Genomic DNA, 25762 nt, shown 5'->3' with positions numbered 1-25762 from the left:
GTATATTTTGATAACATTAAATTTTTTTAAATCACCGCACCCAGTCACTTGAAATCATTATACATGATTAAAATGGCAAAAAACAAGTCAAACACTTTACAGCTAGTTAACGTTACCTTATGCAATACCAAAAAAACCGATGCCCCAAAGCGGTCATCGGTTTCTGGAAGATGAGTACATTTTTAACTTTTTCACTTAAGGGAGCAGATTGCGGATAAACTCGGCCTCTGCTTCTGTAGGCGGTACAAGCGGCAAACGTACAGAGCCTACGGCAAAACCAGTTAGGTTTAACGCATATTTAACAGCAACCGGGTTTGGAACCGGATGCGGACATTCGAACAGCCCTTTGAATACCGGAAGCAGCCGCTGATGCAATTTGGCGGATTCGATCACTCGGCCGTCCAAGAATGCACCGATCATTTCCTTCATTTGATGGCCAATAATATGGCTGGCTACGCTGACGATGCCATAGGCGCCGACAGACATGGCCGGTAAGGTAGCGGAATCGTCCCCGGAATACACTTTGAAGCCTTCAGGAGCTTTGGCTACGATTTGGGTCACCTGCTCTAAAGATGCGCATTCTTTAGTCGCAACCACATTTGGAAGTTGGGCCAGGCGCAGTGTTGTTTCAGCCGTGAGGCCGATCACCGTACGGCTTGGTACATTGTACAGCATGACCGGAAGCTCCGTCGACCGGGCAATCGCTTCAAAATGGCGGTACAAGCCTTCTTGGTTGGGCTTATTGTAATATGGAGCGACGAGCAGCACTCCATCGACACCGCACTTCTCTGCCTTAACCGTCAATTGAATGGACTCTGCTGTATTGTTGCTGCCGGTGCCGGCAATGATTTTGCAGCGTCCGTTGGCTTGCTTTAAGGCAAATTCGAAAAGAGAAAGTTTCTCTTCTTCGCTTAGTGTTGGTGATTCCCCCGTCGTACCGCAAATGACCAGAGCATCTGATTTCTGCTCATCGATCAAATAGTCAATTAGCCTAGCCGTCTGCTCCCAGTCGATAACCCCTTGGTCATCGAAAGGAGTTACCATGGCTGTAATCAATCTTCCGAAATCCATGTTGTATCCCCCTCTAAAATAATTCACTGATGGGCAAGCTCGAACTTGGTGTGCAGCGCCCTTAGTGCCTGTACCATGTCCTCTTTGTTCACGAGCACCCATATCGTCGTATTTGAGTCCGCAGACTGCAATATTTGAATGCCCTGCTCGGTTAATGCTTCAACGATCTGAGCCATAATTCCCGGCACCCCGTTAATTCCGCCGCCAATGACAGATACCTTAGCGCATCCGTTTAATATGCGGGGAGTGAAGCCCATCGATTCCAAGATCGCTTTCGCTTTCCCGGCATCGCTGTCAAACACCGTATAAACGACCCCCGTAGGGGTAACATTAATAAAGTCGACGCTGATCGCGTTTGCAGCCATTGCTTTGAACACCTGCAGCTGCAAATTCGCCTCAGATTGTCCAGAAGATTGCACCGTAATTTGGGTTACATTTCCGACGTACGCTATTCCGGTAACATATCTGTCGACAACCCCTGTCTGTACATCTCTAAAGCCTTCAGGATTGGCAACCAGTGTCCCCTCGCTTTGCGAAAACGTAGAGCGGACTCGAATGGGTATGCCGGACTGCATCGCGATCTCAACTGCACGGGGATGAATGACCTTAGCTCCCTGATGGGCCATATTGCAGATTTCGGTATAACTGACATGCGTCAGAGCCCTGGCATCCTCGACGATGCGCGGGTCGGCTGTCAGTATGCCGTTGACATCTGTATAAATATCAACCATTTCTGCATGCAGCGCCGCACCCAGCGCCGTAGCCGAAGTATCGCTGCCGCCCCGTCCCAACGTCGTAAATTCACCGTTCATGTTCTGTCCCTGGAACCCCGTCACGATTACGACGTTCCGGTTCTTCAACTCCTCAAGCACGCGGGTGGGAACGACATCAAGAATGCGGGCATTGCCGAATTGGCTGTCCGTTCTGAATCCTGCCTGAGCTCCTGTCAGCACGGTGGATAGAATACCTTCACGCTGCAGCAGGCTGCTGAGCAAGCTGGCGGATATGATTTCACCGCAGCACAGCAGTAAATCCTGTTCTCGCGAGGAAAGAGATCCCCCCGCCTGCTCGATCAGATCAAGCAGCGTATCCGTTGCATAGGGATCTCCCTTCCGGCCCATAGCCGATACTACAACAACAAGCCGGTAGCCGTTATCCAGTTCCCGGCGAATGTGTGAAATGACATGCTCCCTCGCTTCTGCAGAGGAGAGGGATGTGCCGCCGAACTTCTGCACCATAATGTGCATGCATATTCCTCCAGTATGATGGCGGATTAAAGCAGTACTTCATTCCGTCTTTCTAAAATTGCCTCTCTGCTGTTTAACTCGGTAACGCTTGTGCTGCCCCGTTCCGCGTTTTAAACAGCGCTCCATACACTCCCTTAAATCAGGCTGTAGGATACGATCCATGTTCAAACCGCGTTGATTACCCGGATTACGGCGCAAGCGGTCCGCGAATACCTACCTCTCGCCGGATCATGCACGAGCCTTCCCCTATTGCTCCTGCCACAACGACATTGAATTTCGTTTGGCCATCCGGCACGTCTTCCTTTTCCCCAGAAGAACTATATGTGAATTACATGAATCCATTATCTGAATCGTTCAATAATTAGCGGCTGGTATTGCTTACCTTCCAGCGCGGCATAGGCTGCTTCGGGGACGAGCTCCATTCTGGCCACGAGGGAGTTCGGTTTGCCCGTCGGATTATCCTGTCCGAAAGGAACGAAATAAATATTCTTAGCAACGATTAATTTTGCGATATTAGCCAGGTTGAAGCCAAGACCGTCATTCGTTGATACAGCCAGCACGACAGGGCGCCCATTACGCAATTGGGCCTTCGCCGCCATCAATACCGGACTGTCGGTCACCGCGTTAGCAAGCTTGCTTGTCGTCGTACCGGTGCAGGGCGCAATAACTAGAACGTCCAACAGCTTTGTAGGCCCAAGCGGCTCAGCGTCGACAATGGAGGAAATTATATCATTCCCCGTTATCTCCTTCATCTGACTGCGCCAATCTTCCGACTTGCCAAACCGGGTATCCGTCGTTAATACCGTATGAGATACTATTGGAACCACCTTGGCTCCGTCGTCGACAAAGCGCTTGATTTGCGGCATTACTTCAGCAAACGTACAATGCGAACCTGTTATCGCATAGCCTACCGTTTTACCCTGCCAATTCACATTTCATCCCCCCGTAAATGGAACTCTTCCGATATCGACTGACAGATCGTATTCGCCATTATGATCCCTGCTGTCTTAGGAGCGACAATTCCAGGCAAACCAGGGGCCAGAAGCGCCTTGATTCCCCGCTTCTCCGCAAAGCGAAAATCAGTTCCTCCTGGAGCCGAAGCAAGATCAATAATGACGACGTTCCGGGGCAATTTCGAGATGATTTGTGCTGTGACTATCATAGTCGGAATCGTGTTAAAAATCAAGTCGATTTCCCCCGTATAAGCCTTCAAATCCGTTGCTACGAAAGGCTTCCATCCCATTTGGACAGCTCTGGCTGCCTGATCTTCCCGGCGAACCCCTACCTTCACGGTTGCTCCTAGGCCCTGCAAGGTTTGCGCCAAGGTAAACCCGGTCCTTCCTATGCCCAGCACGATACAGGTCGAACCGTGAATCGTAATGTCGGTATGCTGAATCGCCATCATGATGGCTCCTTCAGCCGTTGGTATCGAGTTGAATATCGCCACATCATCCCGCTCAAGCAGCTCGATTAACTTGAAACTGAATTCGGCGGCCATGCGTTTCAATAAACTTTTGGCCATGCCTGTATAAACCACTGTCTCTTCCCGGATTTCCTCGAACATATCTTTAGTCAGCACCACCTCGTCGTTCGCAAACGGCGAGTCGACAACGCCTTGGTCATTGCAGCCGATCACTGGAAACACGATAGCGTCGGCCCTCATCAACAAGCCGGGAGACAGCTTCTCATGCGATACTCCGGATAGAGGAGGCTCCCATTGTTCGAAGCCGACTACCTTCACTGTAGCGTCAAGCTCCGTACACTTGTTAATAATTTGAATCTGCCGAGCATCTCCGCCAATAAATACAATTGTTAGTCCGGTAAGCATCGTGGACGTCCTCCTTCCAAGCTAGCACATTATAGAACATCTTATGCCGACGCCTATTAAGTGGTGATACCCGGTTCATAGGCTTTTGCCGCAAACAAAAAAGGCCTCCGATCCTGTACCGATAAGTACAGGCCAGCAGCCTTCATGTTCTAGCATTGTGGGTACGCTAGTTTAGCGTAATTTCAATTTCTTCCGGTATGACCGAATCCTCCGGCGCCGCGCACAGTTTCAGACAATTCCTCAACCTGGACGAGGTTGACCTCAGGAACGATTTGGAATACCATTTGCGCAATGCGCTCTCCCCTCCGGAAGGTAAAGGGCTCGTCCCCGTGGTTGATCAACAGCACTTGTACCTCTCCCCGGTAGTCGGCATCAATTGTGCCAGGACTATTGAGGCAGGTAATGCCATGCTTGAACGCTAGTCCGCTGCGCGGTCGGATTTGGGCTTCCAGGCCAGCCGGCATGGCGAGGGCAAAGCCGGTCGGAATCAAGGTGCGCTGTCCTGGATGCAGCACAACTTCATCGGTAATTGCGGCATAGAGATCGAATCCTGAAGCCTGCAAAGACATCTTCTGCGGCAGCTCAAGATCTTCAGTTCCTGCTAAACGTTTAATTTCTACTTCATACGACAAGTTCATCTCTCCTTATTCCTGATAAGACGCGATCAGAGGAACCGACCATAGCCAGCGCATAGGGCTGTTTAAACATCCCTTGCAGCACATCACCGATATCCTCCATCGTTACTGCTTCGATTCGAGATATAATTTCATCCAGCGTGTAATGGCGTCCGAGCATCAGCTCGTTCTTGCCAAGCCGGTTCATCCGGCTGCTCGTACTCTCCAAGCTTAGGATAAGGCTCCCTTTCAGCTGCTCTTTCCCTTTGCTTAGTTCGCTCTCGGTAAGCCCTTTGAGCGAGACATCATGCAGTATTTCCTTGGTCAGCTCCAGAACGTCCTTGGTTTGCTTAGGCGCTGTCCCCGCATATACGGTAAAAAGACCGCTATCCGCATGTGAGCTGTGGTAAGAATATACGGAATAGGCGAGTCCCCGCTTCTCGCGGATTTCCTGGAACAACCTCGAGCTCATCCCGCCGCCCAGGGCATTGTTCAACAGCACCATGGCATACTGGTTTTTATCGCCGATTTGCAACCCTGGAAAAGATAAGCAAATATGGTTTTGCTCTGTCTTCTTACGATGGAACTTCATTCCCCCGAGAAAATCGGGCGCAGCCAAAGCGCTCTCCGCTCCCCTAGCGCCAAAATCGCCAAAGTGCTTCTCTAGCAGCTCAAGAATGTTATCGTCATAGTTCCCGGCAATGCTTATGACCGTATTGTCGACCGTATATTTTTCCCTCATAAACGCCTTCAAATGGGAGGAGTCCATTGCCTGCAGCTGCTTCTCCGTCCCCAGAATAGGCAGGGCAAGAGGATGAGTTCCATAGGCCGCCTCGGAAATTAGGTCATGGACCATGTCATCCGGCGTATCTTCATACATCGCGATTTCTTCCAAAATGACGTTTTTCTCTTTGCGCAGTTCTTCCTCATCGAACAACGATCTAAAGAACATATCGGACAACACATCCACCGCAATAGGCAAATGCTCATCCAGCACTTTAGCATAATAACACGTATATTCTTTTGACGTAAAAGCATTTACGTTGCCGCCAATTGCGTCAAACTGCTCGGCGATCTCTTTAGCATCATACCGCTCGGTCCCTTTGAACAGCATGTGTTCTATAAAATGAGAAATACCGCCTAAATCAGGACTTTCGTTCCGTGATCCAGTTTTCACCCATATGCCAAACGATACTGAACGGAAGGTTGGAATTTTCTCCATAACTACCCGCAGGCCGTTTTTAAGTTGTGTTTTGTGCACGAAAGGCCCTCCTAAAAGTTTTACGAAGCTATGCTTCAATGAAATTCTACGCAGTAAAACTCGCTTCGAAAGCATAAGCTTAGTTTTACGAAGTAAAACTTACTTCGTAAGCATACACTTTAATTCCCTCATACTTCATAAAGCCAACATTATCCTATCAAAAAAAGCAAGTTTGCTCAACTCCCCGGTTTCAATACGCGGTCGCTTGACAACGTCTCCTCTACGGTTCCAAGTATTAATCCTTTCTCACGAATTACAGCAATCATATCCTTTAACGCCCGGCTGGATGATTCGGTCGGATGCATCAAAATAAGCGTTCCGGGAGCTACCTTTGCCGATATTTTCTGAACGATGCTGGACGGAAGCGGTTTTTTCCAATCAACGGTATCCAGCGTCCACAGCACTGTTTTCAATCCATAATCGGCAGCCTGCCGTACGGTACGCGCATCAAAATCTCCGGACGGCGGCGCAAACCAGCGATTGTCCACGTTCAGCTCGCTTTTGAGCAAATCCTTCGTTTTGGAAATTTCCAATCTCGCCCGGTAATCATCCAACTGGCTCATGTTCGGATGAGAATAGGCATGATTCTCCAGCTGATGTCCCCTCTTCTGGATTTCCTTGGCGATTTCCACGTTTTTCTTCAGCCAGCTCCCATCCAGAAAAAAGGTAGCTTTGACTTTGGCTTCGTCCAGCGTATCCAGCATCGGGACAATATACTCGTTCCCCCAGGCGACATTAATCATTAAGGCCACCATCGGTTTGCTTGGATTTCCGCGGTAAATCGGCTCCGGCGCCAAATCCTCCAAATTGACATGCGGCTTCACTTCACGGTACTGGTAGGGAATATCGGCCCCCCGCGGGAGCTCTTTGGCTTTTTGAAATGTCTTCTCAATGTCCACTTCAATTCCGTTATAGCCTGGGATCGCCTTCCATACACGGTCTATAACCGCATCTACAGGCTCCTCACGCCGTTTCGCGGCTTCCTCCCGAATGATCTTCATCAGTTCATCGTCGCTCGCCTCTGCAATTAATCGGAATGCAAAATCACCGCTTTGCCTAACCGAGCTTTCTTCCACGAATGCCCTTATTCCTCCCCACTGCCAAAATACAATCACGACGACGAAGCCAAGCAATATCGCGATGAGTTTATTCCGATACATGATAGCTCATCCCTTCACCCCGGTTTTGTCCTCATCATATGAAGACAAGTACTGTAATATGCAACAAACCGGTGGCCGGGCGAGAAACCCTGAAAAAACGGACAAATTAAAAAAGAGCCAGAATATTGTATTCTGTCTCTTTTCCCGCACATTTTGTAATGAAATATGGGGTTAACTTAGGTTGTTGATTTGGCTGCCTCTGCAGTTAACACTGCTTTGCGGGAAAGATTCACGCGACCTTGCTGGTCGATTTCCGTAACCTTGACGGTTATCGTATCACCGATAGCAACAACGTCTTCCACCTTAGCAACACGCTCTGTAGAAAGCTGCGAAATATGAACCAGACCGTCTTTGCCTGGTAGAATCTCCACGAAAGCACCGAATTTCTCAATCCGTTTTACCATACCCACATAAATCTCACCGACGACAACTTCTTTTACGATGCCTTCAATGATCGAACGCGCCTTATTGTTCATCTCTTCGTTAGCAGAAGCAATGAATACGCGGCCATCCTGCTCGATGTCGATTTTCACGCCGGTTTCTTCAATAATCTTATTGATGATTTTGCCGCCTGCGCCGATCACATCGCGAATTTTGTCAGGGTTGATGTTCATGATGAGAATCTTAGGCGCATATGGAGACAAGCTTTCCTTCGGCTTCTGGATGCGCTCCATCATTTTGGAGAGGATGTGCATACGGCCTTCTCTCGCCTGGGTCAACGCGTCCGTAAGAATTTGGCGGTCGATGCCATCGATTTTAATATCCATCTGGATTGCAGTTACGCCTTCCGGAGTTCCGGCTACTTTAAAGTCCATGTCACCCAAGTGGTCTTCCATGCCTTGAATATCACTCAGAATCGATACTTGATCGCCATCCTTGATCAGACCCATCGCGACACCCGCTACAGGCGCCTTAATCGGTACGCCAGCGTCCATCATCGCAAGCGTACTTGCGCAAATGCTGGCTTGTGAGGTAGAACCGTTCGATTCCAATACCTCGGAGACAAGACGAATGGTGTACGGGAACTCCGATTCTGGCGGAATGACTTTGGACAATGCTCTTTCGCCAAGAGCTCCGTGCCCCACTTCACGGCGTCCCGGCGCACGCAGCGGACGAGCTTCGCCCACGCTAAACGGCGGGAAGTTGTAGTGATGCATAAAGCGCTTGGATTCTTCCAGATCGATTCCGTCAAGAATTTGCACGTCGCCTAGTGCACCAAGCGTACATACGCTGAGTGCTTGCGTTTGGCCACGCGTAAACAGGCCTGATCCATGCGTGCGCGGCAGTAGGTTGATGTCGCACTCGATCGGACGGATTTCTTCCAGCTTCCGGCCATCCGGACGGATTTTATCATGGGTAATCAGACGGCGTACTTCTTCCTTAACGATATCGTGAAGTACCTCCATTACGTCTTTAAGAAGCTCTGGAGACTCTATGTACTTCTCCTCAAAATGAGCCACAGTCTCCTCGTTGATAGCATCGATCGCATCCTGACGAGCGTGCTTCTCGGCAATTCTAACCGCTTCGATTAGACGGCCTGCCGCAAATTCACGAACCTCGCGATTGACTTCTTCATCTACGGAATGAAGCTTAACTTCCATCTTCTCTTTGCCGGCAATGGCAACGAGTTCTTCAATAACCGCCACGATATTCTTAATTTCCTCATGGCCGAACATGATCGCCTCAAGCATGACTTCTTCCGGCACTTCATTTGCTTCGGCTTCCACCATCATAATGGCATCCTTCGTACCCGCCACCACGACATAAATATCGCTTGCTTCCTGCTGGGCAACATCCGGATTAATTATAAACTGTCCGTCAACGCGGCCGACAGCTACGCCGCCAATCGGTCCATTAAACGGAACATCCGAAATACTCAGCGCTGCCGAAGTACCGATCATCGCCGCAATTTCTGGTTCGCAGTCTTGATCAACGCTCATAACGAGGTTTACGATTTGCACATCGTTGCGGAATCCCTCTGGGAACAGCGGACGAATCGGACGGTCAGTCAAACGGCTCGCCAAAATCGCTTTCTCACTGGGACGGCCTTCGCGTTTAATAAAGCCTCCCGGAATTTTACCTACGGCGTAGAGCTTCTCCTCATAGTTTACAGTGAGCGGAAAGAAATCGAGATCCTTCGGCTCGGAGGATGCTGTTACCGTACACAATACGGCTGTATCGCCGTAACGGACCATAACGGCTGCATTTGCTTGTTTTGCCAAACGGCCGGTTTCCAGTATAAGAGGTCTTCCTCCCAACTGCATTTTCACATGTTTCTCCATGAAATCCCTCCTTGTTCAGATAGAAATTCGTTATAGACTTCATTATTTCCTCCTTTTGCACAAATCATAAAAGAAGTTGAAGTCCGTCCCCTTTCACAACAAAAGCTCCTGAAGGAGCTATAGATGCGTAAAAAGCGAAGCTATACAATTTAGTAACTGTTAAAAAGCAACCCGGCCGCCACCGTTCGCTATAATAGCGCATCCGGCGGCAACCAGGCTGCTTTAGTTAACCACGAAAAATTAACGACGCAATCCAAGCTTCTCAATCAAAGCGGAGTAACGTCTTACGTCTTTGTTCTTCAGGTATGCCAACAACTTACGGCGTTGGCCGACCATTTTCAATAGACCGCGACGGGAATGATGATCTTTCTTGTGCGAGCGCAAGTGTTCGGTCAAATTAACAATGTTCTCCGTAAGGATAGCAATTTGCACCTCTGGGGATCCTGTATCGGATTCATGAGTTTTGTGCTCTTCGATCAGTTGTTGTTTGCGTTCTTGAGTCAATGCCATCCTGTTCACCTCCTTTATCTAAATCGCCGTTAGCCTCGTCGCCGGGCGGTGAGGTCCGGTCAACCAAGCTAAGGTTATAGTTGTCATGTGAAAAATACCAAACTTCACCACGAACAACGTAGATCAGTATACCATAAATGATGGACAAATGTAAATGCTATTAAACACCCGTTCGCCCATAAATTCGTTATAAATTCGTTGACCCTTCTACTCGGCGGCAAGGAGCATGTTTTTAGCTGTGTCCGCATCTTTGCCGATCTGGGCTACAAGTTCGTCGATCGAGCCGAATCTTCGCTCCTCGCGAATGAATTCAACCAATTCTACGGACAGGGATTTGCCATATAAGTCCCCGGTAAAATCGAAGAGATGGATTTCCAAGGAAGGCGCTGACTTATCGTTATGGAAGGTCGGCTTGACCCCGACGTTCATGACGCCCTCCAGTCGCTGTCCTTCATAGCTTACCCGCACAGCGTATACACCCTTGGCGGGGAGTACGAAATGTTCGTCTGGCTTGAGATTCGCTGTAGGGAAGCCGATTTGCCGTCCGCGCTTCTCGCCGTGCATCACTGTCCCATGAATCGAATATCTTCGGCCCAGCCAGCGCGCAGCAAGCTGAACTTTTCCCTCCGCCAGCGCCCGGCGAATCCCGGAGCTGCTCACCTTCTCTCCTTCTATGAGAAACGGAGGAACCGTATGAACCTCCAGGGTGTTGTCGCTAAGCTCGCGCAGCATCCCGGCGTCGCCTTCTCCGCGATACCCGTAACGGAAATCAAAGCCGACAACTGCTGTATGGATCTGGAGCGGAACGAGCACTCCCGCCACGAAATTTTGCGGGCTCACCCGCGAAAAAGCATCATTAAATTCCACGATATATACGTAGTCCACGCCCAAGCTCTCTAGAATTCGTTCCTTTTCCCGGGGGGGTGTCAAATAGCCGTCATAATCGCCTTTTTTCATAACTTCTTTTGGATGGGGATGAAAAGTCATTACCGCAGCCGGCAAGTTTAAGGATGCCGCCATCCTCACCGCTGATTCGATTACGCTCGCATGTCCAAGGTGCAAGCCGTCAAACTGGCCGATGGCCAACACTTGGGGTCTGGCGTTATCGTCTATAATCTCTTTGGTAAGAGGATAAGTCAGATTCATTATTTCCACTGTCATTTCACCTGCAATTTCACTCGGATTAGCACGCTATTTCACTCTGGCGGGAAAACTTTGACTGGCGTAATCGCTCCGGTAGACGGTTCCCCGCGAAAAATGCCTAAAAACTGTCCCTCTGCACCGTACAATCGAATATTCTCTCCCCAGCGCACAGGGGGATCAAGCAGCCGAGAAGATAGTCTTTGTCCCTGCAAAGCCTGCTTGACCTTCTCTTCTGGGATGCGATGTGCCGGAAGATGACTCACGGCCCTGTCTACAGGAATAAGCCGTTCTTCCAGTATCCCATCTGCCGCCAGAGCCGTTATTTCTTCAAGCGTCAAGCACTGATCTTCCGTAATCCCTGCCGAGACCGTCCTTTTCAGTTCGGCCATTGCAGCTGGTACGCCTAGCGTACGGCCGATATCGACGCAAAGCGTACGGATATACGTCCCTTTGGAGCACAGCACGCGAAAAGAAATGGACGGATATTCACCGCCTGGCTCATAAGAGATTAGCTCTAGCTCCTCAATCGTAACTTCCCTCGCTTTGCGCTCAACCGTCTTACCTTCCCGTGCTAATTCGTAAAGACGTTTCCCGTCCTGTTTTAAGGCGGAATACATCGGCGGTACTTGGGATATCGTTCCGACAAACTGGCCTAAAGCCGCTCTAACCTCTTCCTCCGTAAGGCTGATCCCTTCCTTGCGTTCAATAATTGAGCCTGACATGTCCTCCGTATCGGTTGCGATACCGAGATACAGCGTAGCTTCGTATTCCTTGGGCAGCTCCTGGAGGTACTCCACCATTCGGGTCGCCCGTCCGAGGCAAAGCGGAAGCACCCCGGTAACCGCCGGATCGAGCGTTCCGGTATGGCCGATCCTTTTCATTCTTAATATGCCGCGGGTTTTGGCCACAACATCGTGAGAGGTGAATCCTGCCGGCTTATGGACGGCAAGTATTCCTTCATAAGAATTCTGCTTCATAATCGGGTCTTCACCTGCTCTACAATCTGCGAGACAATCTCGTCTAGACTCCCTTGCATCCGTACCCCTGCGGCACGAACATGACCGCCTCCACCAAAGCTTTGAGCAACAGCAGCTACGTCAACCTTGCCAGCCGACCTCATACTCACCTTCACGGCATTGTCATCAATCACCTTGAACAGCAAGCCAACCTCAACGCCTTGAATATTGCGGGGATAATTCACAATACCCTCCAGATCCTCATGAATGGCGCCGCACGACTTCATGTCCTCGTCATCGATCGTAACCCAGCTGATCTTGCCGTCCTCTGTCATCTGAAGTCCATTCAAGGCTCTAGTCAGCAGCCGAATTTGCGCCAAAGTCATTTCTTCCAGCAGCAGTTGCGACAATCCCGGGCCATCTACCCCATACGTCAATAGATCAGATGCGATAGCCATCACTTTGGGGGAAGTGCTGGAATAACGGAACCCTCCTGTATCAGTTAAAAGACCGGTATACAGCGCTGTAGCCACGTCCCGATCGAGCCCGAATTTCAGCCGTTTCAGTAGCTCATACAGCACCTGAACCGTGGCTGCGGCTTCAGGTACGATAAGGTTAATGCCACCGAAGCCATCATTGGTCGGATGATGATCAATGTTCAAAATTTCTGCGTCCGGCGCAAAATATTCGCTGGCTTTTCCGACTCTGCGGAAATCAGCGCAATCGACGCAGATAATATGTTTATAAGTTTTGCCTAAAGGGGTCACTGACAGATCCATGATGCGATCCGAATGCAGCAGGTACGACATACGCTGAGGAATCGGCCCTTCGTTGACCATAACGTAATTCTTACCCAGACATGAGAGAAGCCAGCCCACCACAAGGGTGGAACTGACTGCATCTCCGTCCGGCTGTACATGCGACACTACCAGGAAATCATCATGATCCTTCAGAAAGTGCTCTACCTGTAGGAACTCCTGTTCATTGGTCTGCATTGCCGTCTCCTTTAAATTCATTTATCCTCGTCTTGCGTAATCTCGCCCAGCAGCTTTTCAATACGGCTGCCATACTCAATCGACTCATCGACTTTAAAGATCAATTCTGGTGTGTGACGCAAACGCATCCGTTTGCCAAGCTCGGTCCGCAGAAAACCGATTGCTTTCTCCAGCCCTTTCAGCGATTCCGACTTCTTCTCCTCGTCGCCGAAAACACTGATGTATACCTTCGCCTGCGAAAGATCGCTTGTCACCTCGACACCAGTCACCGTGACAAATCCGATCCGAGGATCCTTGACCTCATTCTGAATGAGCAGGCTGAGCTCTTTCTTTATCTGTTCGCCTACGCGGCCAGTACGATTTTTAGCCATTGTTGTCACCTCACCTTACTTCCGTTCGACGGCCTCCATAATAAATGCTTCGATAACGTCGCCCTCTTTAATGTCATTAAAGTTGTCAAGGGTAATACCGCACTCGTAGCCTTGAGCGACTTCCTTCGCATCGTCCTTGAAGCGTTTGAGCGAGTCGATTTTGCCTTCATATACGACGATTCCGTCGCGAATGAGGCGGGTTTCGGCATTGCGCGTAATTTTACCGGAAGTTACCATACAGCCCGCAATCGTACCTACACGGCTAAGCTTGAACGTATCGCGAATTTCGGCATGACCAATGACAACTTCTTTATATTCGGGATCAAGCATCCCTTTCATCGCTTGCTCAATTTCCTCGATCGCTTTATAGATGACGCGGTGGAGACGAATATCCACCTTCTCCTGCTCGGCCGTCGCCTTGGTCTGGTTATCCGGACGAACGTTGAAGCCGATTACGATCGCATTGGAAGCAGCCGCGAGGATGATGTCAGATTCCGTGATGGCGCCTGCACCGCTGTGAATGATTTTCACGCGTACGCCTTCCACTTCGATTTTCTCCAAGGAGCCTTTAAGCGCCTCTACAGAGCCTTGCACGTCTGCCTTAATGATGACGTTAAGATCTTTGATCTCGCCTTCCTTGATATGGCGGAACAAATCATCGAGCGTAACGCGCGTATTGCCGCCCAGCTCGGATTGGCGATGGGTAATGGCGCGCTTCTCGGCAATGGAACGGGCTTTGCGCTCGTCCTCGAATACCATGAACGGATCGCCAGCCAGCGGCACTTCCGTTAAGCCCGTAATTTCAACCGGTGTGGACGGCCCGGCTTCTTTGATGCGGCGGCCTTTATCATTAACCATAGCCCGGATACGGCCGAAGCAGTTTCCAGCTACGAACGCATCGCCGACTTTCAGCGTACCGTGCTGCACGAGCACGCGGGCAACCGGTCCGCGGCTCTTGTCCAGCTCGGCCTCGATGACCGCACCGCGCGCGCGTTTTTCTGGATTCGCTCTATATTCATTAACTTCCGCTACGAGCAGAATCATTTCCAGCAAATCTTCCAGTCCCATTCTCTGCTTCGCGGAAACGTTGACGAAGATCGTATCTCCGCCCCATTCCTCTGGAACAAGGCCATACTCCGTCAACTCCTGCTTCACCTTATCTGCATTGGCCGTCGGCTTGTCGATCTTGTTGACAGCCACGATGATTGGCAGGCCAGCAGCTTTGGCGTGGTTGACCGCTTCTACCGTTTGCGGCATAACGCCGTCGTCTGCCGCGACCACAATAATGGTAATATCCGTTAATTGGGCGCCGCGGGCACGCATCGCCGTAAACGCTTCGTGGCCCGGAGTATCCAGGAACGTTATTTTTTTATTATTAATCTCTACCTGGTATGCACCAATATGCTGGGTAATGCCTCCAGCCTCACCGCTGCTGACATTTGTCGAACGAATGGCGTCGAGAAGTGTCGTCTTACCATGGTCAACGTGTCCCATAATCGTTACAACCGGGGGACGTTCTCTCAAATCCGCTTCATCATCGTTCTCTTCGACGGTCTCGAAACGATCTTCCTCAACTGGAATTTTCACTTCAACCTCTACGCCGAAGTCGCCGGCGAGCAGAAGAATCGTATCAATGTCCAGCTCTTGGTTGATCGTCGCCATGACGCCGAGCATAATGAGCTTCTTGATCACTTCGGAAGCGTCCTTATGCAGAAGCTTGGCTGCTTCGCCAACAGTCATGTTGCCGCGAACAATAATTTTCTTCGGTGTGTTGTCAATTTTCTCGCGAGGCGGCTGCGAAGCACCTTTACCACCTCTGCCGCCTTTACCGCCGCGGTTATTCTTGAAATTCCCCGGTCTGTTATCGTCAAAACGTCTTTGACCTGGTCTGTTATTATTATTCCCTTTGCGGGCATTATCCTTGTTAGAATTCTCCTGGCGTGGCGCCGAAGCTTGATTGCGGTTCCCTTGGGACGATGTATGGCCTGTGCCCTGTCCCGCCCGCGGGCCGCTTGAACCGGCGTTTGAACGTTGTCCGCCAGCTTGCTGAGAACCCCGGTTACCCTGGGAATTGTTGCGATTCCCCTGCTGATGTCCGCCGCTTGGACGGTTATTTCTTTCCTGAGTTGCTTGTGCTCCTCCCGAGGAGGATGTATTTGCGTTATTTGTTCTATTATTCATACTTACCTGCTTTTCTTGTTGATTTTTGGTATTGCTTGATCCGCTGCTGCTGGTTCTAAGGCTCTGCCCTTGATCTTCACGCTGACCGGCGTTCGTCCCGGTCCCGGTTTTCGGCGATTGACTTCCTCCTGCGGAAGCGGGAGCCGACGATTTGGCAGAAGATTTCACAGGCTCGGAACCTTCCCTTTTGGCGGCGGCATTGCTCTTAATATCTTTGAAAAACTGCTCTACCCGTGTTACGGCATCATTCTCCATCACACTCATGTGGTTATTGACCGGAATATTCAACCGCTTAAGAATTGTAATAATTTCCTTACTGCTCATATTGAGCGATTTCGCATATTCATATACCCTGAGCTTATCTTTGTTCTCTTGTTTACTCAATATACTCCACCTCCGACGTTTTCACGATCGTTTTCCGAATCATATCGGCAAATCCCTGATCGATCAGAGCCAGAACGACCCGTTCCGGCTTGCCGACGCTAGAGCCAAGCTCTTCACGGTCGAATCCGATGATCAGTGGAATTTTATAGGTTGCGCACTTGTCGCGAAATTTCTTGCGGGCATTCTCCGACGCATCCTCTGCAACGATTACAAGCCTAGCCTCCCCGGAGCGAACTGCCTTAAGAACGCTCTCGTCCCCGGTAACTACTTTGCCTGCCCGCATCGCTAGGCCAAGCCCGGACAGCACCTTACTCATCTGCATCCTCTTCCCGGTCGCGTTCAGCAATGAACTCATCCTCGACGGCAAGGAAGTCCCGTGCCAATTGCTCATAAACCTCCGCGCCCACCGGAGATTTCAGCGCCCTGTCCAAAGCCCGGTTCTTATGAGCCAGTTTGAAGCAGGACGCTTGGCCGCACAGATACGCGCCGCGGCCAGATTTTTTGCCGGTCATATCAATCGATACGTCACCCTCTGGAGAACGAACGACGCGAATCAGCGATTTCTTGGGCTTCATTTCGTTGCAAGCCACGCATTTGCGCAGCGGAATCTTTCTAGGCTTCATTTCCATCGCCCCCCTTACATACTTGCATTAGAGGTTGAAGTTAATCGACGGAGACGGAATCCTGCGGCATTTCGCCAGAATCGGTCTTCTCTCTTCCAAACTCCTCTTCCGCTTGACTCTCGCTCTTAATGTCGATCTTCCATCCCGTCAGCTTCGCTGCAAGACGCGCATTCTGTCCTTTAATACCGATAGCGAGCGAAAGCTGGTAATCAGGAACGATCACCCGGGCCATCTTCTCCTCTTCGAATACCTGAACTTCAAGCACCTTCGAAGGGCTAAGCGCGTTAGCTACATATTCCTCAACATTCTCGGAATAACGCACGATATCAATTTTCTCACCGCGAAGCTCGTTCACGATTGTTTGGACGCGAGTCCCCTTAGGGCCTACGCAAGAGCCTACCGGATCCACTTCGCTATTGCGGGAGTAAACTGCGATTTTGGAACGGAATCCGGCTTCACGCGCCACGGAGCGAATCTCAACGACGCCGTCAAATATCTCCGGCACTTCAAGTTCGAACAGACGCTTTAGCAGCCCCGGATGCGTGCGGGATAGCAGAATTTGCGGCCCCTTGGTCGTATTCTCTACTTTCGTGATGTACGCCTTGATCCGGTCGCCATGCTTGAACTTCTCGTTAGGCATGAGTTCATTCAGCGGAAGATGGGCCTCGATTTTACCCAGATCCACATACACGTTGCGTTGATCCTGACGCTGTACGATCCCCGTAACGATATCCTCTTCCTTCTCGATAAATGCGTTGTAAATCAGCCCCCGCTCTGCTTCGCGGATACGCTGGGTCACAACTTGCTTAGCCGTCTGTGCAGCGATGCGCCCGAAATCGCGAGGCGTTACCTCGATCTCGGAAATATCGTCCAATTGAAAGCTTGGATTAATCTCACGGGCGGCCGACAGTGAAATTTCCGTCCGGGGATCAAGCACTTCTTCCACAACCAGCTTGCGGGCAAATACTTTAATTGCCCCGGTGTGGCGATTCATATCGACGCGAACGTTCTGTGCCGTGTTAAAATTGCGTTTGTAGCTGGAAATCAGAGCTGCTTCGATCGCTTCGAACAAAATGTCCTTGCTGATTCCTTTCTCCCTTTCCAACTCATTTAAGGCTTCAATAAAATCCATACTCATCTGCCTCAAGTTCCCCCTTTCATCTTCCCGTTCAGGTCATTAAAAAATGATGGCCAACCTTGCGCTGGCAACTTTGTTATATGGAATGGCATAATTCTTCTTTCCTACGGCAATGACCAGTTCATCATTGTCAAAAGAAAAAAGCCGGCCTTCAAATTCCTTCAGACCTTCTACCGGTTCATATGTAGTTACGAATACATCCTTCCCTACGGCTTTGGCTACATCCTCTGCCTTTTTGAGCGGACGCTCCGCCCCAGGTGAAGAAACTTCCAGAAAATAAGCGGACGGAATTGGATCGTCAGCATCCAGCTTCTCGCTCAAATATTCGCTGATCCGGCCGCAGTCATCGATATCGATACCGCCATCCTTGTCAACGAAGACGCGCAGAAACCAATTGCTTCCTTCCTTCACATATTCCACGTCTACCAGTTCAAAGCCGTTCTCCTGCAAAAAGGGCAGAACCATCTCTTCCACGGTCGCTTTGATCTTCGGTGTGCTCAAGCGTACATACCTCCATAATTTTCATTCCTATATACCAAAGAGTAAAGAGTGGGTTTCCCCACTCTTTAAACAACGGCTCTATCTCCATGATTACCAAAAAAATTATAACATAGTCCGGCATGAGTGACAAGTAAATCACCTTTACTTCAGTGACTTGAAGCTAGGCCGTGCGACTCGATTTTAAAACAGGGAAAGCTGGTTGCTTTCGGGAAGCCCCCGGAAGCAACCCATCGAACCGAGCAGCTCCACCACCGTCTTTGATGCTTTGGATTTCTGCTGGAAATCTTCGATCGACAGGAATTCCCCCTGCTCCTTCGCAGCGGCGATATTTTTCGCCGCATTATCGCCGATTCCCGCAAGCGCAGAAAACGGAGGGATCAAGGCATCGCCGTCAACGATAAAGCGCGTTGCGTCGGAGCGGTAGAGATCGATGCTCTTGAAGCGGAAACCGCGGGCCGTCATCTCCAGCGCCATTTCCAGGATCGGCAGCATGTTCCGTTCCTTTGGCAGCGCCTGGAAGCCCTTTTGCTCGATTTCTTCAATTTTGCGATAGATCGCTTCATACCCTTGGCAGAATAGCTCAATGTCGAAGTCTTCACCACGCACTGAGAAATACGTTGCATAGTATTCAATCGGATGATACAGCTTGAAGTATGCGGTTCTCACCGCCGAAATAACATATGCGGCAGCGTGCGCCTTCGGGAACATGTATTGGATTTTAAGACAAGAGTCTATATACCACTGCGGCACTTTGCATCTCTTCATCTCATCAATCCACTCTTGGGTCAGCCCCTTCCCTTTACGTACGCTCTCCGTAATTTTAAACGCCAAGCCAGCATCCATACCAGCTTTGTAGATCAGATACAGCATAATATCGTCCCGACAACCAATAACCGTCTTAATGTTGCATGTCCCATTCTTGATCAATTCCTGGGCATTGCCCAGCCACACTCCCGTACCATGGGACAATCCCGAAATTTGTAGAAGGTCGGCAAACGAAGTTGGCTGCGATTCAATCAGCATCTGACGCACGAACTTCGTCCCCATCTCGGGAACGCCATACGTCGCTACAGGGGTACGGATTTGCTCCGGAGTAACCCCGAGGGCCTCGGTGGAGTTAAACATGCTCATGACCTTTGGATCATTCATCGGAATCGTCGTCGGATCGACGCCTGTTAAATCCTGGAGCATCCTCATCATCGTCGGATCATCGTGTCCGAGAATATCGAGCTTCAGCAGGTTCGCGTCGAAGGCGTGATAATCAAAATGCGTCGTCTTCCATTCGGCATTGACATCATCCGCAGGATACTGTACCGGCGTAATGTCCTCAACCTCGATATAATCGGGTACGACGACAATTCCGCCCGGATGCTGGCCTGTGCTGCGCTTCACGCCTGTACATCCGGCTGCAAGCCGGTTCAGCTCGGCGCCGCGCCACTGCTTATGGTGTTCTTCTTCGTATTTTTTTGCGAAGCCAAACGCCGTTTTCTCAGCGACCGTGCCGATCGTTCCAGCCCGGAACACGCTTTTCTCGCCGAACAGCTCTTTCGTGTAGTTATGAGCATGGGGCTGATACTCCCCCGAGAAGTTCAAGTCAATATCGGGAACCTTGTCGCCCTTAAACCCGAGAAACGTCTCGAAAGGGATATCCTGGCCTTCGCCCTTTAGCTTTTCGCCGCATTTTGGACACGGCTTGTCCGGAAGATCGAACCCGCTCGGCACACTTCCGTCCAAGAACCATTCGCTATACTTACACTCTGGGTTCAGACAGATATAATGCGCTGGAAGCGGATTAACCTCCGATATCCCGAGGAACGTTGCCACTACGGAGGACCCGACTGAACCCCGGGAGCCAACCAGGTAACCGTCTCTGTTCGATTTTTTAACGAGCCGCTCGGAAATCAGGTAGTTGGCCGAGAAGCCGTATTTAATGATCGGCTCCAGTTCCTTTTCTAGACGCTGAACGACAACCTCCGGCAAATCCTCGCCATAAATCGATCTAGCGGTCTCGTAGCAAGTATTGCGAATTTCCTCATCGGCTCCTTCAAGAATCGGAGTGAACAGCTTATCCGGGAACAGCTCCAGGTCTTCAAAAGAATCGGCCAACTCCGACGTGTTTTTCACCACGACCTCATATGCCTTCTCTTCTCCAAGAAATTGGAATTCCTCCAGCATTTCTTCAGTCGTCCGAAAATGAGCATCCGGCTTGCGGATATCCTTAAGCGGACTGAACCCCGTAATGCCGTGGATTGTAATATCCCTGTATATTTTGTCGCGAGGATCTAAGTAGTGCACGTTGCCGGTAGCCACAACCGGCTTGCCAAGCTTGAAGCCGATTTCGCAAATTTTGCGCAGCGCCGTCTCCAGCTCCTGAACACTTCCTACCAGCCCCTTCTCAACAAGATGCATGTACATCGTGAGCGGCTGAATTTCCAGCACATCATAAAATTCCGCCACTTGCTCGGCTTCCTCTACTGATTTATTCAGAACTGTCTCAAAGAACTCGCCTTTCTCACAGCCGGATAAAATCAGCAGACCTTCCCTCATCTCGGCAAGCTTCGATTTCGGAATACATGCAACTCGTTTGAAATACTGCGTGTGGGACATGGAGACCAATTTGTACAAATTCTTCTTCCCAATCATATTGAGCGCATAGATGCTGCAGTGGAACGGCCGCGCATTGGACAAATCCTTGCCTACCTTTGCGTTAAGCTGATCCAGCGTTTTATATCCCTCAATCTTGACCGCATCGTCCAAGAGACCGTTCAGGATTTCGCCCAGAGCTAAGGTATCGTCAATCGCTCGGTGATGGTTCTCGAGCGATACCTTATATTTGGCGGCAAGCGTGTTGAGACGGTGATTCTTCATCGTCGGAAACAGCATCCGGGCCATCTCGAGCGTATCGAGCACCGGATTGTTCAGCGGCGGCAGCCCAAGCTCCTTGAGCTTGGCATTCACGAAATCGATATCGAATCTGGCGTTATGGGCCACCAGAATGGCATCGCCCACAAATTCGACAAATTTCTTGAGGACAGGTTCCACGTCCGGAGCATCCCTAACCATGTCATCGTTAATATTCGTCAATTGCTGAATATTGTATGGGATGCGCACATGGGGATTTACGAACGTAGCATAACGGTCGACTTCCTTGCCTTCCACCATTTTGACCGCAGCAATTTCGATGATTTTGTTCTGCGTTACCGACAAACCCGTCGTCTCGATATCGAATACGATATATGTAGCGCTCTTCAAGTCATCCGGGCGCGGATGAAGGACGACGGCAACATTATCATTGACCACGTTCGCCTCTAGCCCGTAAATCATTTTAATTCCATGCTTGCTTGCTGCTTTAACGGCCTCCGGATAACTTTGAATGCCGCCATGATCAGTAACGGCAATCGCCTTATGGCCCCATTTGGCCGCTGTTTTGATATATTCGCCAATTGGAGTTACCGCATCCATCGTGCTCATGGTCGAATGCAGGTGGAACTCGACGCGTTTCTCTGGCGCGTTGTCCTTCCGGCTTGGCGGAGCAGTCACTTCATTCACGTCAGAAGGAATCATGACCAGCTCCGGCACAGGCATGAAGCGATCCATTTCCACCCGGCCGCGGGCCCTGATCCACTTGCCGTTGGCCAGCTGGTTCATGATTTTCAGATCTTCCTTATTTTTGGCGAACAGCTTCATTTGCAATGAATCCGTATAATCCGTCAAATTGAAAATAAACAATGTGTTCCCGTTGCGCAGCTCCTTACGATCCAATCCAAAAATCACGCCCTGAATCGTAATCTTCTTCTCCTCGTCCTGTATTTCTTGAAGCGGAACCGGCTGCTCTTTAATATCGTATCCGATCTGCAGCTTGACGACTTCGCCTTCGTCCTCTTCCGGAGGAGCTTCCGTCGCCATACTCTCCATCATTTGCTGAATCACTTCGCGCTCTTCCTCAACGATACGCTGCTGGAATTCTTCAAATGCTTCGGCACTATTCTCCCCAGTCTGCAGCTTCACGCGAAGATTCAAGGTAAAATACGTTTCGTAGAAAGATACAATATACCGATCGATATTTTTCTTCTTGGCCAGTTCGAGGGCCATCGCATCGCTGAACGTAATCGTCGCCAGATCACCCTCAGTCTCGCAAATCGCCCGGGCCATCCAGCCATTGGCGGACGGCACTTCCCGCTGTACCCACTCGATAAACAGCTTCCAGTACTCCGACACGATATCGGCTGCCGATACATCCTTCCCATATCGGAACTCGAATGAAATTTGCGCGATATGCTCCAGCCGTTCTTTCACACGCAAACAAAAAGTACGATAAGCCTGCGCAGGCACGAGTGATTCTTTGCCGATGGCAATCTTCCACTCCCGGTTGCTCCGGCTTACTTCCACCTGCTCAATCCATCCGTCTAGAAAGTATGGATCGGTCAAACCAGCAGGCATTTCCGCTTGCTGCATTAACAACTCCAGCCGTTGTCTCTTCTCCCCAACTGCGGTCATGATATCCTCCCCCTGATACATTCCTCAATATGAGGTTAAGGTACGTGCGGACAGTTTAAAAGAGAGCTTCCGTTCACGAGGTCCGAGCAGGCTGCTGCCTACCCGACAGCTCACTGCCGGAAGCCCTCCTATTTGAATTCTTACTTCATCATTAATAGGCTCTTGCAAAAACAACCGTATGTTTAGCTTCTTCGCCGCATACGAGACAGTTCGATTTCTTCGTCGCCGGATCAAAAGGAATATTGCGGCTTGTCGCACCTGTCTCATCTTTGACGTGACGCTCGCAAGCCTCGGAACCGCACCAGCCGGCCAGTGTAAAGCCGCGCTTCTCCTCAATGCTCGCTTTCATTTCATCCAGTGTATCCACGCTGTTGAAATGCTCGTCGCGGAAAGTTTTAGCACGTTCGTACATTTCGTTGTGAACCTGCTCCAGCATCGCCTGAACCTCTTCTACAAGGTTATCCTGCTGTACAACCTTCTTCTCTCCGGAAATCCGGGAGACGAGCACGCAGACGCCATTTTCCATATCACGCGGACCAATTTCAAGGCGCACAGGCACACCGCGCATTTCATATTCATTGAATTTCCAGCCTGGCCGCACATCTGCACGATCATCCATTCCGACACGGATGCCTGCCTTCTTCAACTGAGCGAACAATTCATCCGCCCGTCCTACTACGGCGTCGCGCGTCTTAGGAGGACCGATTGGAATGATCATAACCTGCTTCGGCGCCACTTTCGGCGGCAAAGCAAGACCGCGGTCATCGCCATGAACCATGATGAGGGAGCCGATCAGGCGCGTGCTGACGCCCCAAGAGGTCGTATGCACGTATTCCTGAACATTATCCCTATTCAAATATTGAATATTGAAGGCTACAGCAAAATTCGTGCCCAGGTAATGCGATGTTCCGGCCTGAACGGCTCGCCCGTCCTTCATCATCGCTTCAATGGAATAGGTGTCCACTGCCCCGGCGAATTTCTCCGAAGGTGTTTTCTGTCCAACGATGACTGGAATGGCGAGATAGTTCTCAACGAAATCGCGATAGATTTCCAGCATCTGCATTGTTTCTTCACGAGCTTCCTGCTCATTCTCATGCGCCGTGTGGCCTTCCTGCCACAAAAACTCGCTCGTCCGCAAAAATGGCAATGTACGCTTCTCCCAGCGAACGACGTTAGCCCACTGATTGATCAGTACCGGCAGATCGCGATAAGATTGTATCCACTTCTCGTACATGTGGCCGATCATCGTCTCAGAGGTCGGACGAATGGCCAGGCGCTCCTCCAATTTCTCGCCCGCCGCTTCCGTAACCCATGGGAGCTCAGGGTTAAATCCTTCGACGTGCTCCTTCTCCTTCTGAAAGAAGCTCTCCGGAATAAAGAGAGGAAAATAAGCGTTGCGGTGTCCTGTCTCTTTAAAGCGCCGATCCAATTCTTCCTGAATGTGCTCCCAGATTTCGTAACCGTCCGGTTTAAAGACGATGCAGCCGCGTACCGGCGAGTAATCCATCAAGTCCGCCTTCTTGATGACGTCGATGTACCAGCGCGAGAAATCCTCGCTTTGCGGGGTAATTTCAGTTACGAATTGTTTCTCCTCATTAGCCATATCCAACCTAGTCCTCCCATAATAAACACAATATTATCCGTTAATTAATCGCAAAATATCATTATAGGTTACAGCAATCATAAGCAGAAATAACATGGCGAAGCCGATAAAGTGAACCATTCCCTCTCGATTCGGATCAATCGGCTTCCCGCGAACCGCCTCAACGGCAAGGAAGATGAGCCTGCTGCCGTCGAGAGCCGGAATCGGCAGCAAATTAAAAATGCCCAGATACAAGCTCAGTATCGCCGCCCAGTAAGTCAATTTCACGATGCCTTGCTTCGCAATTTGCCCTGTCACCTCAAAGGTCCGTACCGGTCCTCCCAGGTCATCCATCGAAAATTTCTGAATCAGCTGCTGAAAGCCGATAAAGATCATTTTGGTCGTATTCACCATATCTTTGCCAGCGACAGTAAACGTCTCGCCGAAACTGGCTTTGCGCATCTCGAAATAAGTTACGATCGTGGTGCCTACTTTACCACCCTGCTGATTCTCCATCGCTCGCGGCGTAATCGTAATCGGCAGCACCTGATCCCCGCGGCGGACCGTCCATTCCATCGGTACGTCCTTGGAAGCAGCGATCGTCTCAATCAATTTCTCAGCGTCTGTGCCTACAGCCACCCCGTTAATCGTCTCGATAATGTCGCCTCGCTGTAAACCAGCCTCTGAGGCGGGCATATTGTCCATGACATCGCCGATTTCCAAATGATCAGGTTTATCAAAAGGAATTCCTGCCATTTGCGTATGAAGGGCGAAGAGGACAAAGGCCAAAATGAAGTTCATCAACGGTCCGGCGAAGATGGATAATGCCCGCTGGCCCACCGTCTTGCTTGCGAATTGCCGGTTGCGAGGAGCAATTTGCGTCTCCTTGCCTTTGGCCACCATCATTGCCTGAGGATGCACTTTATAATTGAGAATTTCTCCATCTACGTCCAGAACGATAACGAGCCGGTCTTCCAAATCGATCTCAGTGACTTCGCCACGAATGACATTCTTTCGATTATCTAAACGGTCGAGATAAATTTTGGTGACATCTTGTCCGTCTAAGCGCAGGGCTACGGTTTGTCCGGACTGGATCTCAACGAGTTCCGGATCCTCTCCCGCCATTCTTGCATAACCGCCAAATGGCAGCAAACGAAGGGTAAACTGGGTCTCTCCCCTGCGGTAAGAAAACAGTTTTGGCCCGAAGCCAATCGCGAATTCACGCACGAGTATCCCAGCCCGTTTGGCAAAGTAATAATGTCCCCACTCATGAACCGTAACGATGACGAAGAACATGAGCACTGTCAAAAATATAATTCTCAGCAATTCCAATCGAAAGCATCCTCCTTTTAGCCACAGATCGTCCAATTCATTTAGATTATCATTATTCTCCGATCAGGCACAAGAGAATACCATTG

21 protein-coding genes are annotated in these 25762 nt (G+C 50.2%); all 21 read right to left on the bottom strand.

Annotation, left to right across the window (positions count from 1 at the left end; genetic code table 11):
* Positions 1-195: 195 nt before the first annotated feature.
* The 21 genes from dapA to rseP all read right to left on the bottom strand — a co-directional run bounded on the left by dapA (position 196) and on the right by rseP (position 25676).
* On the bottom strand, positions 196-1071 hold the full coding sequence (gene dapA / locus GNP95_RS11575) for a 4-hydroxy-tetrahydrodipicolinate synthase (RefSeq protein WP_155611018.1): 876 nt from the start codon (positions 1069-1071) through the stop codon (positions 196-198).
* A gap of 23 nt (positions 1072-1094) precedes the next feature.
* Complete coding sequence (gene dapG, locus GNP95_RS11570; RefSeq protein ID WP_155611017.1) at positions 1095-2318, bottom strand: aspartate kinase; 1224 nt, start codon at positions 2316-2318, stop codon at positions 1095-1097.
* Positions 2319-2659: 341 nt separating this feature from the next.
* Positions 2660-3250: a dipicolinate synthase subunit B gene (locus GNP95_RS11565; RefSeq protein ID WP_330163367.1), complete on the bottom strand. Its 591-nt coding sequence runs from the start codon at positions 3248-3250 to the stop codon at positions 2660-2662.
* Complete coding sequence (gene dpsA / locus GNP95_RS11560) at positions 3247-4146, bottom strand: dipicolinate synthase subunit DpsA (RefSeq protein WP_155611016.1); 900 nt, start codon at positions 4144-4146, stop codon at positions 3247-3249. The genes GNP95_RS11565 and dpsA overlap by 4 nt, the downstream gene beginning before the upstream one ends.
* A 182-nt stretch (positions 4147-4328) precedes the next feature.
* Positions 4329-4784 (bottom strand): dUTP diphosphatase, encoded by a 456-nt coding sequence (gene dut, locus GNP95_RS11555; protein WP_155611015.1) that lies wholly within the window; start codon positions 4782-4784, stop codon positions 4329-4331.
* Positions 4768-6021 carry a M16 family metallopeptidase gene (locus tag GNP95_RS11550; RefSeq protein WP_330163366.1) on the bottom strand — a complete coding sequence of 418 codons (1254 nt, stop codon included), beginning with the start codon at positions 6019-6021 and terminating at the stop codon, positions 4768-4770. The genes dut and GNP95_RS11550 overlap by 17 nt, the downstream gene beginning before the upstream one ends.
* Positions 6022-6197: 176 nt before the next feature.
* A complete protein-coding gene (locus GNP95_RS11545; protein WP_155611014.1) occupies positions 6198-7181 on the bottom strand; it encodes a polysaccharide deacetylase family protein in 984 nt (327 codons plus the stop codon).
* Positions 7182-7357: 176 nt separating this feature from the next.
* Positions 7358-9463 (bottom strand): polyribonucleotide nucleotidyltransferase, encoded by a 2106-nt coding sequence (gene pnp / locus GNP95_RS11540; RefSeq protein WP_155611013.1) that lies wholly within the window; start codon positions 9461-9463, stop codon positions 7358-7360.
* A gap of 240 nt (positions 9464-9703) precedes the next feature.
* Positions 9704-9973, bottom strand: a complete 270-nt coding sequence (rpsO, locus tag GNP95_RS11535; protein WP_110933072.1) for a 30S ribosomal protein S15 — start codon at positions 9971-9973, stop codon at positions 9704-9706.
* Positions 9974-10180: 207 nt separating this feature from the next.
* Positions 10181-11134 (bottom strand): bifunctional riboflavin kinase/FAD synthetase, encoded by a 954-nt coding sequence (locus tag GNP95_RS11530; RefSeq protein WP_155611012.1) that lies wholly within the window; start codon positions 11132-11134, stop codon positions 10181-10183.
* A 35-nt stretch (positions 11135-11169) separates the two neighbouring features.
* Positions 11170-12093, bottom strand: a complete 924-nt coding sequence (gene truB, locus GNP95_RS11525) for a tRNA pseudouridine(55) synthase TruB (RefSeq protein WP_155611011.1) — start codon at positions 12091-12093, stop codon at positions 11170-11172.
* Complete coding sequence (locus GNP95_RS11520) at positions 12090-13067, bottom strand: DHH family phosphoesterase (RefSeq protein WP_155611304.1); 978 nt, start codon at positions 13065-13067, stop codon at positions 12090-12092. The genes truB and GNP95_RS11520 overlap by 4 nt, the downstream gene beginning before the upstream one ends.
* A gap of 17 nt (positions 13068-13084) precedes the next feature.
* Positions 13085-13438, bottom strand: a complete 354-nt coding sequence (gene rbfA / locus GNP95_RS11515; RefSeq protein WP_155611010.1) for a 30S ribosome-binding factor RbfA — start codon at positions 13436-13438, stop codon at positions 13085-13087.
* 15 nt (positions 13439-13453) lie between these two features.
* On the bottom strand, positions 13454-16003 hold the full coding sequence (gene infB, locus GNP95_RS11510) for a translation initiation factor IF-2 (protein ID WP_155611009.1): 2550 nt from the start codon (positions 16001-16003) through the stop codon (positions 13454-13456).
* Positions 15996-16319 (bottom strand): L7Ae/L30e/S12e/Gadd45 family ribosomal protein, encoded by a 324-nt coding sequence (locus GNP95_RS11505; RefSeq protein ID WP_196427148.1) that lies wholly within the window; start codon positions 16317-16319, stop codon positions 15996-15998. The genes infB and GNP95_RS11505 overlap by 8 nt, the downstream gene beginning before the upstream one ends.
* Positions 16312-16626 carry an RNase P modulator RnpM gene (gene rnpM / locus GNP95_RS11500; RefSeq protein ID WP_155611007.1) on the bottom strand — a complete coding sequence of 105 codons (315 nt, stop codon included), beginning with the start codon at positions 16624-16626 and terminating at the stop codon, positions 16312-16314. Before rnpM ends, GNP95_RS11505 begins: the two co-directional genes overlap by 8 nt.
* A gap of 40 nt (positions 16627-16666) precedes the next feature.
* Entirely contained in the window at positions 16667-17764 is a 1098-nt protein-coding gene (nusA, locus tag GNP95_RS11495) for a transcription termination factor NusA (RefSeq protein WP_155611006.1), read from the bottom strand.
* A gap of 39 nt (positions 17765-17803) precedes the next feature.
* Entirely contained in the window at positions 17804-18265 is a 462-nt protein-coding gene (gene rimP / locus GNP95_RS11490; RefSeq protein WP_155611005.1) for a ribosome maturation factor RimP, read from the bottom strand.
* 180 nt (positions 18266-18445) lie between these two features.
* Positions 18446-22762: a PolC-type DNA polymerase III gene (locus GNP95_RS11485; RefSeq protein WP_155611004.1), complete on the bottom strand. Its 4317-nt coding sequence runs from the start codon at positions 22760-22762 to the stop codon at positions 18446-18448.
* Between the two features lie 151 nt (positions 22763-22913).
* The gene (gene proS, locus GNP95_RS11480; protein ID WP_155611303.1) at positions 22914-24365 is read right to left on the bottom strand and encodes a proline--tRNA ligase; all 1452 of its coding nucleotides are present in this window, start codon (positions 24363-24365) and stop codon (positions 22914-22916) included.
* Positions 24366-24398: 33 nt separating this feature from the next.
* Positions 24399-25676 (bottom strand): RIP metalloprotease RseP, encoded by a 1278-nt coding sequence (gene rseP / locus GNP95_RS11475; protein WP_155611003.1) that lies wholly within the window; start codon positions 25674-25676, stop codon positions 24399-24401.
* Positions 25677-25762: the final 86 nt, after the last annotated feature.

It is taken from the genome of Paenibacillus woosongensis, from assembly GCF_009725165.1.
GTDB lineage: Bacteria > Bacillota > Bacilli > Paenibacillales > Paenibacillaceae > Fontibacillus > Fontibacillus woosongensis.
This window is presented reverse-complemented; position numbering and strand designations above follow the sequence as displayed.